This window comes from Rhodovulum marinum, from assembly GCF_004343075.1.
Lineage (GTDB): Bacteria > Pseudomonadota > Alphaproteobacteria > Rhodobacterales > Rhodobacteraceae > Rhodovulum > Rhodovulum marinum.
In genome coordinates, this window is record NZ_SLXP01000018.1 from 1 (window position 1) to 15,307 (window position 15,307).

A 15,307-nucleotide genomic window follows, 5' to 3' on the forward strand; every position below is an offset into this window, starting at 1 on the left:
CGGGTCGATGACGTGATCAACGTCAGCGGTCACCGGATGGGCACGGCCGAGGTCGAATCGGCCCTCGTCGCGCATGCCGCCGTGGCCGAGGCCGCGGTCGTGGGCTACCCGCACGAGATCAAGGGCCAGGGCATCTACGCCTATGTCACGCTGATGAACGACGTGGAACCCACCGACGAGCTGCGGAAAGAGCTGGAGAAATGGGTCCGCACCGAGATCGGCCCGATCGCCAAGCCCGACCTCATCCAGTGGGCGCCCGGCCTGCCGAAAACCCGCTCCGGCAAGATCATGCGCCGCATCCTGCGCAAGATCGCCGAAAACGACTACGGCGCCCTCGGCGACACCTCCACCCTCGCCGACCCCTCCGTCGTCGACGACCTCATCGAGAACAGGATGAACAAGGGGTGACCGGCAGGACGACACCTCCCCGGGGCTCCGCCCGTTCACGGCTGAAAGCGTCCACCGGACGCTTTCCGGGACGCCGTTCACCCCTCGCCGATCCCTCCGTCGTCGACGACCTCATCGAGAACAGGATGAACCGCTAACCCTCACCCGGGGCGGCGAAAGGATCGGGCCGGCGCCATCGCGCCGGCCCGATGCCGTTCCGAGTGGTGGCTAGAGCGCGCCCGGCCCGGGGGGGAATCCGGACCGGGCGCTAACCGGGCTTTCGCCCGGACTGCGGGACCCGCGCAAAATACCGCGGACCCCGACAGGTCGACCTTCTGGGCGGCCTCAGCAGCCCGGATAGGTCACCGTTCCCATTTCGCTGATCTCGCCCACACCCGGCTCGCATTCCTGCACCGGTTCGGACGACACGCAGGCCGCCAGCAACCCGGCCAACGACAGGCCCAAGAGCCGCGCCCACGGCGACGTGATGAAGGTCATATGCAACTCCCTCTCTTGCGGCGGACAAGACCGACCATTTCTAAACTATCCGGTTCAGTTAGGTCCGTCCATGACCGCCATCAAGGGTGACGCAACGACAGTCGCGGGGATTTGTGCACAGCACGGCCTTCGACCGGCAAAGGGTGTAAAGGAGGCGAGGCGCCCGGTCAAAGCCCCTGAAAAGGCCCATCAAAGGCCAATTTTACAAGGCGCGGACGCCGCACCGCGCCGTTCCGGCCTTCCGGGGAAACCGCGCGGAAATCCGCCATCGGGCCCAGGCCAAGGCGACTGTTCACAAGGTTATCCACAGGGAGCTGTCCACAGGGCAGAGGGCGATAACGCCTTCTGATTCCCCGACAACCGCCCCCAAGCGCCGTCTTTGGCACCATTTCATAGTTGTTTTCAGGCAACCCTGACAACCCCAGATAGTGTCGCGGCCCCGTGAATCCCGCATTTTCTGCCCGGCGGCGGCCCCCGGCCCGAAACGCGAACCGCCCCGCCGGTCTCCCGGCGGGGCGGTCCGATCCGCTGTGGCGCGCGTCAGTTCAGCGCGGCATCCGTGATCGCGTGGGTCCAGGCGCCCTCGGGCTCCTTGGTGATGACCGGGTCCGACCCGCCCGACATCAGCGATTTCACCGTGCGTTCGTAATCGGCCGGGTCCAGCGCGCCGTTCGACCCGGCGGTCAGCTTGGCCACCTCGCCCATCATGCGTTTCTGGTGGGTCTCGGTCTGGGCGCCGGTCTCATCGTTGTCCAGCACGATCATCGCCGCCGCGTCGGGGTTTTCCTCGGCCCATTTCCAGCCCTTCATCGACGCCCGGACAAAGCGCACCAGCTTGTCCACCTCGGCCTCGTCGGCCAGCTTGTCCTCCATGACGTAAAGGCCATCCTCCAGCGTGGCGACGCCCTGGTCCTCGTACTTGAAGGTGACCAGTTCCTCGGGCGTGATCCCGGCGTCGATCACCTGCCAGTACTCGTTATAGGTCATGGTCGAGATGCAGTCGGCCTGTTTCTGCAACAGCGGATCGACGTTGAACCCCTGTTTCAGCACCGTCACCCCACCCTCCGAGCCATCGGTCGGAATGCCCAGCTGGCTCATCCAGGACAGGAACGGGTATTCATTGCCGAAGAACCACACGCCCAGCGTGCGGCCGGGGAAATCCTCGGGGCTTTCGACGCCGGTTTCCTTGAGGCAGGTCAGCATCATCCCCGACGACTTGAACGGCTGGGCGATGTTGACGATGGGCGCGCCCGCCTCGCGCGCGGCAAGGGCCGAGGGCATCCAGTCGACCATCACATCGGCGCCGCCCCCCATCAGCACCTGAACCGGCGCGATGTCGGGGCCGCCGGGCTTGATCGTGACGTCCAGCCCCTCTTCCTCGTAGAACCCCTGGTCGAGCGCCACGTAGTACCCGGCGAATTGCGCCTGCGTCACCCATTTCAGTTGCAGGGTCAGTTCGTCCGCGGCCTGCGCCGCGCCCGCGCCCAGCGCCAGCGCGCCCGCGGCAAGGGTCAGTTTCAGTTTCATCTTCACCTCCGTTGTTGTTGTCAGCCCCGTTGCGAAGGGTGCCAGAAGGTCACCGCCCGCTCGGCCATCGCCACGAGACCGTAGAAGGCCGAGCCGGCCAGCGCCGCCACGGCAATTTCCGCCCAGACCATGTCAAGCGCCAGGCGCCCGACCTCGGTCGAGATGCGGAATCCCATGCCCTTGATCGGGCTGCCGAAGAATTCCGCGACGATCGCCCCGATCAGGGCCAGCGTCGTCGCGATCTTCAGCCCGTTGAAGATGAACGGCATCGCCGCGGGCAGCCGCAGCTTCAGCAGGGTCTGCCCGTAGCTGGCCGAATAGGTCCGCATCAGGTCGCGCTGCATGGCGTCGCTGGCGGCCAGCCCCTGCACCGTGTTCACCAGCACCGGGAAGAACACCATCGCCACCACGACCGCCGCCTTCGACTGCCAGTCGAAGCCGAACCACATCACCAGGATCGGCGCGGTGCCGATGATCGGCAGGGCCGCGATGAAATTGCCCACCGGCAACAGCCCCCGCTGCAAAAAGGGCGACCGGTCGATCAGGATCGCCGTCAGCACCGCCGCACCGCAGCCCATCACGTATCCCGACAGCGCCCCCTTGACGAAGGTCTGCACGAAATCGACCCACAGGATCGGCAGGCTGGCCGCGATCCGCGCGCCGATGGCCGTGGGCGGCGGCAGGATCACCTGCGGCACCCCAAGGCCCCGCACCAGCCCCTCCCACACCACCAGGATCGTCAGGCCAAAGATCGCCGGCACCGCCAGCCGCACCGCCCATGTCCGCCGCCAAGGCGAATTCGACAGCCACACGTTCAGCGCGACCGCCGCGCCCCAAAAGACCAGCGCCCCCAGAACCCAGGTCATCGCGCCATCCCCATGCGTTTCAGCGTCACCCGCTGGATCAGCCCGATGATCCCCACCAGGCTTGCCGCCAGGATGGCCGCCGCGAACAGCGCGCTCCAGATCTGCACGGTCTGGCCGTAATAACTCCCCGCCAGCAGCCGCGCGCCAAGGCCCCGCACCGCGCCCGTCGGCAACTCGCCCACGATGGCGCCCACCAGGCTCGCGGCCATGCCGACCTTGAGCGAGGTGAACAGGTACGGCATCGACGACGGCCAACGCAGTTTCCAGAACACCTGGGACCGGCTGGCGGAATAGGTTTTCAACAGGTCCAGTTGCATCCGGTCAGGGCTGCGCAGCCCCGCCACCATGCCCACCACCACAGGAAAGAACGACAAATAGGCCGAGATGATCGCCTTGGGGATCAGCCCCGAAATACCGACCGAATTCAGCACCACGATGATCATCGGCGCGATGGCCAGGATCGGGATGGTCTGGCTGGCGATGGCCCAGGGCATCACGCTCATGTCCATCGCCCGGTTATGCACGATGCCGATGGCCAGAAGGATGCCCGCCCCCGTCCCGATGGCGAACCCCAACAGCGTCGCCGACAGCGTGATCCAGCCGTGATAGATCAGGCTGCGTTTCGAAAACGCCCGGCCCTGCAACACCATGTCGCCGGTGGTCTTCCACAGTTCCGCGCCCACCTGGTGCGGCGCGGGCAGCTTGGGCCGGTCCTGCACCATCGTGTCGGCGACGACCTGCGTCAGGGTCAGCTCCTGCCCCGCGCGCGCCGCCTGGTCCAGCGTCCATTGCCGGTTCAGCATCACCGCCGCCCCGTACCACAGCGCCACGATGGCCATCACCACCGTCAGGATCGGCAGGACGCTACGCATCGTCCCACCGCCTCGGGCTGCGCGTCGCCCCCAGCCGCTTGCCCAACAGGTGCAGCGCCAGCATCGGCAGCGCCATCGTCACCAGGAACGCGATCCAGCCCAGCGCCGGATGCGCGCTGATCCCCAGGTCGAAGGCCCAGGCCAGCACCACCGCCAGCCACACGAGACCCAGCGCCGGGATCGCCCAGAATCGCTTGCCGCCCGTCATCGCCATCCCCCGCTTTCGCCCCCGGCCGCACGGACCCGCCGCGCAGCAAGCCATGCACCGGACGCATGGCTCGGAGTCATATGGAATTCATATGGAAGTAATATGCGATTCATATCGCGGTTCCCGGCCTCAATCGTCATAGGCATGCCCTGCGCGCAACCCTTCGCGGACCCGGTGCGCGACCTCCAGGAACTCGGGCGTGTCGCGGATATCCAGCGGCCTTTCCTTGGGCAAAGGGCTTTCGATCACGTCGGTTATGCGGCCCGGGCGCGGGCTCATCACCACGATCTTGGTGGACAGGTAGACCGCCTCGGGGATCGAATGGGTGACGAACAGACAGGTCTTGTGGGTGCGCGCCCACAGCGCCAGAAGCTGTTCGTTCAGGTGGTCGCGCACGATCTCGTCCAATGCGCCAAAGGGTTCATCCATAAGCAGAATATCGGCATCGAAGGCCAGCGCGCGGGCGATGCTGGCGCGCTGCTGCATGCCCCCCGACAGCTGCCAAGGATATTTCTTGCCGAACCCCTTCAGGTCGACAAGGTCCAGCACCCGCTCCACCCGCTTGTCCTGTTCCGCCTTGGAAAACCCCATGATTTCAAGCGGAAGCTTGATGTTCCTGGCAATCGTCCGCCACGGGTACAGCCCCGCCGCCTGGAACACGTACCCATAGCTGCGTTCCTGACGGGCATTGTCGGGCGTCATCCCGTTGACCGTCAGACTGCCCCCCGTCGGATGCTCCAACGCCGCCACGCAGCGCAGGAAGGTCGTCTTCCCGCACCCCGAAGGTCCTATGAAACTTACGAAATCTCCCTTCATCACCTCCAGCGACACGTCGCTGAGGGCATGCACGGGGCCGTCATTCGTCTGGAACACCAGGTCGAGGTGATCCGCCTTCACGATCGGAGTCTGCACGTCTTGTCCCTTACCCGCGCGCGCCCCGCCGGGACGCGCGCCGTTACCGTTTCCTCAGACCCCGCTTGCGGGAATCCCTGTCCGTTCCACCTTGCGCGGCGCGGTCAATTCCTTCCACGAAGACAAGGCCTTGTTGACCGCCCCGTTGGGCTCGCGACGCACGAATTCGCCGTGGCCCTCCTGGCCCACGAATTCCCCGTCATTAACCGCAACCCGTCCCCGGGTCAGGGTGAAGCGCGGCAGGCCCTTGACCGTCTTGCCTTCGAACACGTTGTAATCAATGGCAGATTGCTGGCTGGCCGCCGAAATCGTCTTTTCCTTTTCCGGGTCCCAGACCACAAGGTCGGCATCCGCCCCCACCAGAACCGCGCCCTTGCGGGGATAGCAGTTCAGGATCTTGGCGATATTCGTAGACGTCACCGCCACGAACTCGTTCGGCGTCAGCCGCCCGGTGCCCACCCCATGGGTCCACAGCATCGGCAGCCGATCCTCCAACCCCCCGGTTCCATTGGGAATCTTGGTGAAATCGCCAACACCATAGCGTTTCTGCTCGGTGGTAAAGGCGCAATGGTCCGTCGCGACGCAGGAGAGCGACCCGCTCGCCAGCCCGTTCCACAGGCTATCCTGGTGCTTCTGGTTGCGGAAGGGCGGCGACATCACCCGCCGCGCGGCATGGTCCCAGTCGGGATGGGCATATTCGCTTTCGTCCAGCGTCAGGTGCTGGATCAACGGCTCGCCCCAGACCCGCTTGCCCAGCATCCGCGCCCGCCGGATCGCCTCATGCGCCTCTTCGCAGGACACGTGCACGACATACAGCGGCACGCCGGCCATGTCGGCGATCATGATCGCGCGGTTAGTGGCCTCGCCCTCGACCTCCGGAGGCCGCGAATAGGCATGCGCCTCGGGGCCATTGTTCCCTTCTTCCAACAGCTTGCGCTGAAGCTCGGCCACCACGTCGCCGTTTTCCGCATGCACCAGCGGGATCGCGCCCAGTTCGGAACAACGCTTGAACGAGGCATACATCTCGTCATCGTTCACCATCAGCGCGCCCTTGTAGGCCATGAAATGCTTGAAACTGGTGATGCCGCGCTCCTGCACCACCGTCTGCATCTCGTTGAAGACCTGCTCCGACCACCAGGTGATCGCCATGTGGAACGAGTAATCGCAATGCGCCCGCGTCGACTTGTTGTCCCACATCTGCAGCGCATCCAGCAGCCCCTGCTCCGGGCTGGGCAGCGCGAAATCGACGACCATCGTGGTGCCGCCCGACAGCGCGGCGCGGGTGCCGGATTCGAAATCGTCACTGGAATAAGTGCCCATGAAGGGCATCTCCAGATGCGTATGCGGGTCGATCCCCCCGGGCATGACGTAGCAGCCGGTCGCGTCGAGCGTTTCGTCGCCCTTCAGGTCCGGCCCGATCTCGACGATCTTGCCGCCGTCGACCAGGACATCGGCCTTGCAGGTCAGGTCGGCGGTGACGATGGTGCCGTTCTTGATGACTGTGGACATTGTCTTTCTCCCTGTCGGAGCCTGTCCCGGCCCCTGGTCTTCTTCTTGGTGCAAATACCCCGGGGGGTCCGGGGGGCTGGCCCCCCGGCCTTCACCATTTCACTCCACGATCCCCGCCGTTTCCACCACCGCGTGGAACAGGACGTTCGCCCCGGCGGTGGCCCATTCCGGCGAAATCTCCTCGGCCTCGTTGTGGCTCAGCCCGTCGACGCAGGGGCACATCACCATGGCGGTGGGGGCCACGCGGTTGATCCAGCAGGCGTCGTGCCCCGCGCCGGAAATCAGGTTCATGTGGCTGTATCCCAGCCGCTCGGCCGCGTCGCGGATGGCTTTCACGCAGCCCGCGTCGAATTCCACCGGATCGAACCCGCCGACCTTTTCGAATTCGACCGACAGGCCCATCCCGTCGCAGATCTTCTGCGCCCCCTCGTGCAGGCGTTTTTCCATGTCCTCGATCACGGCGAGGTCGGGCGAGCGGAAATCGACGGTGAAGACCACCTTGCCGGGGATCACGTTGCGCGAATTGGGGTAGACGTCGATATGGCCCGCCGCACCCACCGCGTGGGGCTTGTGGCTCCAGGCGATCTGATCGACCAGGTCCAGCACCCGCGCCATGCCAAGGCCCGCGTTCCGGCGCATCGGCATGGGGGTGGAGCCGGTATGGCTCTCCTTGCCGGTGATCGTCACCTGCGTCCAGCTGAGGCCCTGGCCGTGGGTGACGACGCCGATCTCCTTGCCCTCGGCCTCGAGGATCGGGCCCTGTTCGATGTGCAACTCGAAAAAGGCGTGCATCTTGCGCGCGCCCACCGGTTCGTCGCCCTTCCAGCCGATCCGCTCCAGCTCGTCGCCGAAACGCTTGCCCTCGGCATCGACGCGGTCATAGGCCCAGTCCTGCGTGTGGATGCCCGCGAACACGCCCGAGGCCAGCATCGCGGGGGCAAAGCGCGTGCCCTCCTCGTTGGTCCAGTTGGTCACGACGATGGGGTGTTTCGTCTTGATACCGAGATCGTTCAGCGAGCGGATCACCTCCAGCCCGCCCAGAACGCCCAGGATGCCGTCATACTTGCCGCCGGTGGGCTGGGTGTCGAGGTGGCTGCCCACATAGACGGGCAACGCGTCGGGGTCGGTGCCCGGCCGCATGGCGAACATGTTGCCCATCGTGTCGAGGCCCATCGAACAGCCGGCATCCTCGCACCATGTCCGGAACAGCGCGCGGCCCTCGGCATCGGCATCGGTCAGGGTCTGGCGGTTGTTGCCGCCCGCGACGCCGGGGCCGATCCTGGCCATCTCCATCAGGCTGTCCCACAGCCGTTCGCCGTTGATCTTCAGGTTCTCGCCGGGGGCTGTCATGGTCGCGTCTTCCTCACCTGTCTGGTCCGTGTCGCTGGGCCGGCGCCCTCTGGCGTGGCGCGTGCCGCGTCCACTGTTGCGCCGCCTCGGGCCGAGTTCAAGCGATGCGCCGGCCGTGCCGAAAAAATTTCGCGATTCGGCATCACCAGCGGTTAAAGTGCCTTCGTCCCGGGCAAACCGGGGCCAAAACCAATGGGGGCGGGCAGCGGTCGGAACGTAACTAGGGAGGATACGGACCATGGACAGCAGAACGACGGTGATCGGCGGCCTCGTGGTCGTGGCGGCGTTTGGATATTACCTGTCGCAACAACGCTCTGGCTCGGAGGAAGCGGCATTGGAGGGCCAGGTCGGCGCCTTGACCCAGCGGATCGGCGAACTTGAGGCATCCTTGGCGGCCGCCACCGAAAAGGCCGAGGCGCAGGCCGCCGTGATCGCCGAGACCGCGGCGCTGGGCAGCCGGCTGGCCGAAACGGTGCAGGGCATCGGCGAGATATCCGAAACGGCCGGGACTGCGCAGTCCACCGAACCGGCGGGGGCGGCGGCCGCCATGGAAACCATCGCCGCCGCGCCGAAGGCCGAGGAACCGGCCGAACCCGCCGCGACGGCCGCGGCCGAGGGTGGCACCGGCGTCGGCGAGACGGCGATCCTGGCCGACGGGGCGATCCGTGCCTTCGTCTCGCGCGTAGACGAGGCAGGCCAGACCGCGCGGCTCTCGATCAACGGCGCGCTTTCCGAGGTTGCCGCGGGCGATACCATCGCGGTGGCGGCAGATGGTCAGGACTGCAGCGTGAGCGTGGACGCGATCGGCGGCGGCACGGTCAGCCTGAGCGCGTCCTGCACCGCCGCCGAGGCAGAGCCGGCCGCCGAAGAGCCGGGATCGGGAAGCGCCGCGGCCGCCGCGGCCGAGGGCACCATGGTCGGCGTGGGCGAGACGGCGCTGTTCGGCGGCAGCGAGGTTCGGGTCTTCGTCTCGCGCGTCACGGCCGACGCCGCGGTGATCGCGGTGAACGGGCTGGCCACCACCACGCTGGCAGTGGGCGGGTCGATCCCGGTCGGAGACGCCTGCAACGTCGCGCTGGCGGGGGTCGAGGGCAACGCGGCCGCGCTCGGCTACGCCTGCGCAAGCTGAGGGCCGGGCGCCCGCCCCGGTCGGGCGGGCGCCGGTCCTTCAGTCCAGGGCCTTCAGCACGTCGCCCAGTTTGCCGAACAGTTCGTCGATCTGCGCCTTGTCGATCATCAGCGGTGGCGACAGCGCGATGATATCGCCCGTCGTCCGGATCAACAGGCCCTTTTCATAGGCATCGAGGAAGGCGGTGAAGGCGCGTTTCGTCGGCTCGCCCGCGATAGGCGCAAGTTCCACCGCGCCGATCAGCCCCATGTTGCGGATGTCGATCACGTGGGGCAGGCCCTTGAGCGAATGCAGCGCATCCTCCCAATAGGGGGCCAGCGCGGCGGCATTCTCGAACAGCCCCTCCTCGCGATATGTCTGCAACGTCGCGATCCCGGCGGCGGATGCGATCGGGTTGCCGGAATAGGTATAGCCGTGGAACAGTTCGATCAGGTGCTCGGGGCCTTGCATGAAAGCATCGTGTATGGCCGCCGTGGTCAGCACCGCGCCCATCGGGATCACGCCATTGGTCAGCCCCTTGGCGGTGGTCATCATGTCGGGCAGCACGCCGAAATGATCGGCGGCAAAGGCGCTGCCGAGGCGGCCGAAGCCGGTAATCACCTCGTCGAAGATCAGCAGGATGCCGTGTTTCGTGCAGATCTCGCGCAAGCGTTCCAGGTATCCCTTGGGCGGCATCAGCACGCCGGTGGACCCGGCCATCGGTTCCACGATCACGGCGGCGATGGTTTCCGCCCCGTGCAGCGCCACGATCCGTTCCAGATCGTCGGCCAGATACGCGCCATGTTCCGGCTGGCCGCGGGTAAAGGCGTTCTGATCGGGCAGATGGGTGTGCGGCAGGTGGTCGACCCCGGTCAGAAGCGAGCCGAAGACCTTGCGGTTGTTGACGATGCCGCCCACGGAAATGCCGCCGAAATTCACCCCGTGATAGCCGCGTTCCCGCCCGATCAACCGGGTGCGCGCGCCCTCGCCCCGCGCCCGGTGATAGGCGATGGCGATCTTCAGCGCGGTTTCCACCGATTCCGACCCGGAATTGGTGAAGAACACGTGCTCCATCCCCTCGGGTGCCATGTCGCGCACGGCACTGGCCAGTTCGAACGCCTTGGGATGGCCCATCTGGAAGGCCGGCGCGTAATCCAGTTCGGCGGCCTGTTTCTGGATGGCTTCCGTGATCTTCGGCCGGCAATGGCCCGCGTTGCAGCACCACAGGCCGGCGGTGCCGTCCAGCACCTCGCGCCCATCGGCGGTCTTGTAATACATGCCGGACGCGCCCACGAACATCCGCGGCGCCTTCTTGAACTGGCGGTTCGCGGTGAAGGGCATCCAGAAGGCGGACAGGTCGTTCGGGGTCGGGTTGCGGTCGAGCGCCATGGCAGAACTCCGTAAGGCGGGGCCGCCCGGTTCGGCGGGCGGCCAAAACGTTTGACCGGGCGGTCAGGATCACGCTAGCAGAGGGCCCGGGGCAGTCAAGCGGACCACCGCCGCCAGGTCGCGGGACGGGGTCGGACGGGCAGCCCGAGCGATTTCGACTAAAATGCAAAGCAGATTTCGACAGCATCTTTTCCGATGAGCCCAGAAAACTCGCGCACCCGAATCCAGCGCCGGAACCGCCGCGCCATCCTCGAAGCCGCGCTCGAGGTGTTCTCGCAGCACGGGTTCCGCGGTGCGACGCTGGACCAGATCGCGGCCGAGGCGGGCCTGTCCAAGCCGAACCTGCTGTATTACTTCCCCTCCAAGGAGGCGATCCACGAAACCCTGCTGGCAGGGCTGATGGAAACCTGGCTGGCGCCGCTGCGCATGCTGGACCCGGCCGGCGACCCGGTCGAGGAAATCCTGGGCTATGTCCGCCGCAAGCTGGTTCTCAGCCGGGATTTTCCCCGCGAAAGCAGGCTTTTCGCCAACGAGATCCTGCAAGGGGCGCCGCGGATCAAACCTTCGCTTGAAGGCGAGTTGAAGGCATTGGTCGACGAAAAGGCGCAGGTGATCGCAGGCTGGGCGGCGAACGGCCGGATCGCCGATATCGACCCCTATCACCTGATCTTCTCGATCTGGGCGCTGACCCAGCACTATGCCGATTTCGACGTGCAGGTGCGCGCCGTGCTGGGCACGGAACGGGGCGATCCCTTCGAAGGTGCCGAACGCTATCTGGTGACGATGTTCACGCGCCTTCTGACCCCCTGATCCCCCGGGGGGCGCCGTTAACCTTGATGCAAGATTCCCCTCGCCCCCCACTTCCCGAAAGGCCCGAAAAGGCGCATACTTGTGAATTGGTGGGGGCCTGAGCAGGAGTTTGGGACCAATGCAGATCATCGGCCCCCTTCCCGTGGCCGCGTATCAGGACAACGGCGTGACGGCCGTCAGCCCCGCGGCACCGTCCGCCCCGGTGGCGCCTGCAGTGAAAGGCGGTTCCGCGGGCCAGACCCGCAGCGAAACCGGCGAACGCGGACAGCAGCCGCCCCGGCAATCCTTTCCCGCGCCCGACCTGGACAGACCGGCGGGCCCGCCGCCGACCTTCGACACGACGCCCTTGCAGCTGGAGGCTGAACGCCGCCAGAGCGAGGCCAGCATCTTGTGGCGCACCAGCAGTGCCCCCGCGCCGGAACAGCCCGCGCGGGAACTCGATATCGAGGTCTGAGCCCCCGCCCCTATTCGGCCGCGCAGCTGCCGGGGTTGTTGGGATGCGTCGTCCAGTTCCCGTATTCCGCGGGGACTGGCTTGCCCGTGCGCGGGTCGACCTCGCCCGGGGCGAGGCGGCGCATGGTGATGCAGCCCTCGACCGGGCAGACATCGACGCACAGGTTGCAGGCCACGCATTCCTCGTCCTTCACCACGAATTGCCGATCCGGCGTCATCTCGATCGCCTGGTGGCTGGTATCCTCGCAGGCCGCGTAACAGCGGCCGCACTTGATGCAGGCCGCCTGGTCGATCTGCGCCTTGGTCACGTAATTAAGGTTCAGATATTGCCAGTCCGTTACGTTCGGCACCGCCATCCCGGTAAAGTCGGACAGGGTTGAGAAACCCTTGCGGTCCATCCAGTCACCGAGGCCCGAGATCATTTCCTGCACGATGCGGAATCCGTAGGTCATCACCGCGGTGCAGACCTGCACGTTGCCCGCGCCCAGCGCCATGAACTCGGCCGCGTCCTTCCACGTCGTCACGCCGCCGATGCCGGAAATCGGCAGGCCGCGGGTTTGCGGATCGCGGGCGATTTCCGCAACCATGTTCAGCGCGATGGGTTTCACCGCCGGGCCGCAATAGCCGCCATGGGTGCCCTTGCCGTCGATCGTGGGTTCCGGGCACATCAGGTCCAGGTCGACCGCGGTGATCGAATTCACCGTGTTGATGAGGGAAACCGCGTCCGCGCCGCCCTTGTGCGCGGCGCGCGATGCCAGGCGGATATCGGTGATGTTGGGGGTCAGCTTGACGATCACCGGCATGCGGGTGTTCGCCTTGCACCAGCGGGTGACCATCTCGATGTATTCGGGGACCTGCCCCACGGCCGAGCCCATGCCGCGTTCGCTCATCCCGTGGGGGCAACCGAAGTTGAGTTCCACCCCGTCGGCGCCGGTCTCCTCGACCCGGGCCAGGATCGCCTTCCACGCCTCTTCGGTGCAGGGCACCATAAGGCTGACCACCAGCGCGCGGTCGGGATAGTCGCGTTTCACCGCCTTGATCTCGCGCAGGTTCACCTCGAGCGGACGGTCGGTGATCAACTCGATGTTGTTCAACCCCAGAACGCGGCGGTCTGCACCGTAGACCACGCCGTAACGCGGGCCGTTGACGTTCACCACCGGCGCGCCGTCCTCGCCCAGGGTTTTCCAGACGACGCCACCCCAGCCCGCCTCGAAGGCGCGGCGGACGTTGTATTCCTTGTCGGTCGGCGGCGCCGAGGCCAACCAGAACGGGTTGGGGGACTTGATGCCCACGAAATCATTCCTGAGATCGGCCATGGTTCAGCCCTCCCCCATCAGCGTTGCATGGATATCCTCGGCGGCGTCGCGGCCCTCGGCCACCGCCGTCACGGTCAGGTCGTCGCCACCCGCCGCGCAGTCGCCGCCCGCCCAGATCCCGGGCAGGCTGGTGCGGCCCGGCCCGGTGACGGCGATCTTGCGGCCAGAGAGTTCCAGGCCCTCGGGCGCCCCTTCCAGTTGCTGGCCGATGGCCTTGAATACCTGGTCGGCCCTGATCTTGAACGTCTCGTCGGTCAGTTCCAGCCCGGCCTCGGTTTCGCGGGTATAGGCGAACTCGACCGCCTCGACCGCCCCTTCGCCCAGAATGCGCAAGGGCGCCGCGCCGGTCACGATACGCACGCCCTTGGAACTGGCCAGGTGCTGTTCCTCCTCGGAGGCGCTCATCGCATCGCGGCCGCGGCGGTAGACGATGGTCACGTTCTCGGCGCCCAGCAGTTTCGACTGCACCGCGGCATCGACCGCCGTCATGCCGCCGCCAATCACCACGACGTTCCGGCCCACGGCAATGGTGGACAGGTCCTCGGCCTGGCGCAGCTCGGCGATGAAATCGACCGCGTCCTGCACGTGGGATTTCTCTTCTCCCTCGGCGCGCAGGGCATTCACACCGCCCAGCCCGATGGCCAGGAACACCGCGTCGTATTCGCCCTTCAGACCGTCCAGCGAGATGTCACGGCCCAGCGCCTTGCCGTTGTGGGCGGTGATCCCACCGATCCCCATCAGCCAGTCCACCTCGGCCTGGGCGTAACCGTCCACCGTCTTGTAGGCGGCGATGCCGTATTCGTTCAGCCCGCCGGCCTTGGGGCGCGCGTCGAACAGGGCGACCTCGTGGCCCTTCATCGCCAGCCGGTGCGCGCAGGCCAGCCCCGCGGGGCCCGCCCCCACGACGGCGATCCGCTTGCCGGTCGGCGCGGCACGCGTGTAGGGGTGCCCGCCCTCGCCCATCAGCGTGTCCGTGGCATAACGTTGCAGCCGCCCGATCTCGACCGGCTTGCCCTCGGCCACCTCGCGCACGCAGGCCTCTTCGCACAGCTGTTCGGTCGGGCAGACCCGGGCGCACATGCCGCCCAGGATGTTCTGGTCGAAGATCGTGCGCGCGGCGGCCCGCGGCGCGCCGGTCGCGATCTCGCGGATGAACAGCGGGATGTCGATCGTCGTGGGGCACGCCGTCACGCAGGGCGCCTCGTGGCAGAAATAGCAGCGATCCGCGGCGATGGCCGCCTCATGTGCCGTCAGGGGCGGTGCCTTGTCGGCGAAATTGTCGCGATAGGCCTCGGACCCGAGACGCCCGGACACGACCCCGGGGGTAAGCGGCGTATTGGCCATTGCGGCCCTCCCTGTTGCCATCCCTTTCGGAGAAGCCTGCCACAGGCCCGGATTTTATCAAACGGTAAATTTCCGGGGCGGCGCGGGGACGGCATATTCGGCACCGACCGTGCACGGACTGCCGAAGGATTGGGCAGACCGGCCGGCCGGCCCGCACCGGCAAAAACCGCCGCACCCGCTTTCCATGGGGTTTTCCCTCGCGTATAAGCGGCGCACTTCACGAAGCGGACGGCCCTGGCGGGCCGATCCGGGACCGATCGAGGACAGGGCATGACCAAGACTTCCCACGAGGCAGACGTCGCCTTTATCCAGGCGCTTGCGGAATTGCTGCGCGAACACGACCTGACCGAGTTGCAGGTCAAGCGCGAATACGGCGAGGACGACTCGCTGGACGTCCGCGTCTCGCGCTCGGGCCCCGCCCCGGTTGCCGCGGCACCGGCGGCCTATGCCATGCCCGCACCGGCCGCCGCAGCACCGGCGCCCGTAGCCGACACGGCGCCCGCGGACGACCCGGCGCTGCATCCCGGCGCGGTGACCTCGCCGATGGTGGGCACCGTCTACCTGCAGCCCGAACCGGGTTCGGACGCCTTCGTCAAGGTGGGCGACAGCGTGACCGAGGGCCAGACGCTGTTGATCGTCGAGGCGATGAAGACGATGAACCACATCCCCGCCCCGCGCGCCGGCACCGTGAAACGCATCCTCGTCGAGGACGGCGCACCGGTCGAGTTCGGCGCCCCCCTGATGATCATCGAGTAAGG

The 15,307-nt window shown here is 66.7% G+C and carries 16 protein-coding genes; 5 read left to right on the forward strand and 11 right to left on the reverse strand.

Annotated features, from left to right (window positions below):
• Positions 1-408, forward strand: a 408-nt coding sequence (locus EV662_RS17855; protein ID WP_425057046.1) for an AMP-binding enzyme, incomplete at its 5' end; no start/stop codon positions are given.
• A 324-nt stretch (positions 409-732) separates the two neighbouring features.
• Here EV662_RS17855 and EV662_RS19650 read toward each other — a convergent pair.
• The 8 genes from EV662_RS19650 to EV662_RS17890 form a co-directional block, all read right to left on the reverse strand.
• Positions 733-885 (reverse strand): hypothetical protein, encoded by a 153-nt coding sequence (locus EV662_RS19650; protein WP_165915648.1) that lies wholly within the window; start codon positions 883-885, stop codon positions 733-735.
• Positions 886-1,425: 540 nt separating this feature from the next.
• Positions 1,426-2,412 (reverse strand): ABC transporter substrate-binding protein, encoded by a 987-nt coding sequence (locus EV662_RS17860; RefSeq protein ID WP_132465745.1) that lies wholly within the window; start codon positions 2,410-2,412, stop codon positions 1,426-1,428.
• 20 nt (positions 2,413-2,432) lie between these two features.
• A complete protein-coding gene (locus EV662_RS17865) occupies positions 2,433-3,278 on the reverse strand; it encodes an ABC transporter permease (RefSeq protein WP_132465748.1) in 846 nt (281 codons plus the stop codon).
• Complete coding sequence (locus EV662_RS17870; RefSeq protein WP_132465751.1) at positions 3,275-4,150, reverse strand: ABC transporter permease; 876 nt, start codon at positions 4,148-4,150, stop codon at positions 3,275-3,277. Before EV662_RS17870 ends, EV662_RS17865 begins: the two co-directional genes overlap by 4 nt.
• Positions 4,143-4,358, reverse strand: coding sequence for a hypothetical protein (locus tag EV662_RS17875; RefSeq protein WP_165915649.1), 216 nt, complete (start codon positions 4,356-4,358; stop codon positions 4,143-4,145). Before EV662_RS17875 ends, EV662_RS17870 begins: the two co-directional genes overlap by 8 nt.
• Before the next feature lie 129 nt (positions 4,359-4,487).
• Positions 4,488-5,270 (reverse strand): ABC transporter ATP-binding protein, encoded by a 783-nt coding sequence (locus EV662_RS17880; RefSeq protein ID WP_243695895.1) that lies wholly within the window; start codon positions 5,268-5,270, stop codon positions 4,488-4,490.
• A 54-nt stretch (positions 5,271-5,324) separates the two neighbouring features.
• The gene (gene hydA, locus EV662_RS17885) at positions 5,325-6,779 is read right to left on the reverse strand and encodes a dihydropyrimidinase (protein ID WP_132465757.1); all 1,455 of its coding nucleotides are present in this window, start codon (positions 6,777-6,779) and stop codon (positions 5,325-5,327) included.
• Between the two features lie 99 nt (positions 6,780-6,878).
• Positions 6,879-8,129: a Zn-dependent hydrolase gene (locus EV662_RS17890; RefSeq protein ID WP_132465760.1), complete on the reverse strand. Its 1,251-nt coding sequence runs from the start codon at positions 8,127-8,129 to the stop codon at positions 6,879-6,881.
• 238 nt (positions 8,130-8,367) lie between these two features.
• Between EV662_RS17890 and EV662_RS17895 the strand changes: the two genes are divergently transcribed.
• Entirely contained in the window at positions 8,368-9,258 is an 891-nt protein-coding gene (locus EV662_RS17895; protein WP_132465763.1) for a hypothetical protein, read from the forward strand.
• A 39-nt stretch (positions 9,259-9,297) separates the two neighbouring features.
• Here the strand turns inward: EV662_RS17895 and aptA are convergent, their stop codons facing one another.
• Complete coding sequence (gene aptA, locus EV662_RS17900; protein WP_132465766.1) at positions 9,298-10,626, reverse strand: omega-aminotransferase AptA; 1,329 nt, start codon at positions 10,624-10,626, stop codon at positions 9,298-9,300.
• Positions 10,627-10,821: 195 nt separating this feature from the next.
• Between aptA and EV662_RS17905 the strand changes: the two genes are divergently transcribed.
• Both EV662_RS17905 and EV662_RS17910 read left to right on the forward strand, forming a co-directional pair.
• A complete protein-coding gene (locus EV662_RS17905; protein WP_132465769.1) occupies positions 10,822-11,436 on the forward strand; it encodes a TetR family transcriptional regulator C-terminal domain-containing protein in 615 nt (204 codons plus the stop codon).
• Between the two features lie 118 nt (positions 11,437-11,554).
• Positions 11,555-11,890 (forward strand): hypothetical protein, encoded by a 336-nt coding sequence (locus tag EV662_RS17910; RefSeq protein ID WP_132465772.1) that lies wholly within the window; start codon positions 11,555-11,557, stop codon positions 11,888-11,890.
• Positions 11,891-11,900: 10 nt separating this feature from the next.
• Here the strand turns inward: EV662_RS17910 and preA are convergent, their stop codons facing one another.
• Both preA and EV662_RS17920 read right to left on the reverse strand, forming a co-directional pair.
• Positions 11,901-13,205 carry an NAD-dependent dihydropyrimidine dehydrogenase subunit PreA gene (gene preA / locus EV662_RS17915; protein WP_132465775.1) on the reverse strand — a complete coding sequence of 435 codons (1,305 nt, stop codon included), beginning with the start codon at positions 13,203-13,205 and terminating at the stop codon, positions 11,901-11,903.
• Between the two features lie 3 nt (positions 13,206-13,208).
• Entirely contained in the window at positions 13,209-14,549 is a 1,341-nt protein-coding gene (locus EV662_RS17920; RefSeq protein WP_132465778.1) for an NAD(P)-dependent oxidoreductase, read from the reverse strand.
• A 270-nt stretch (positions 14,550-14,819) separates the two neighbouring features.
• Here EV662_RS17920 and accB point away from each other — a divergent pair, with 270 nt between their 5' ends.
• Positions 14,820-15,305, forward strand: a complete 486-nt coding sequence (gene accB / locus EV662_RS17925; RefSeq protein ID WP_132465781.1) for an acetyl-CoA carboxylase biotin carboxyl carrier protein — start codon at positions 14,820-14,822, stop codon at positions 15,303-15,305.
• The last annotated feature ends 2 nt before the right edge of the window (positions 15,306-15,307 follow it).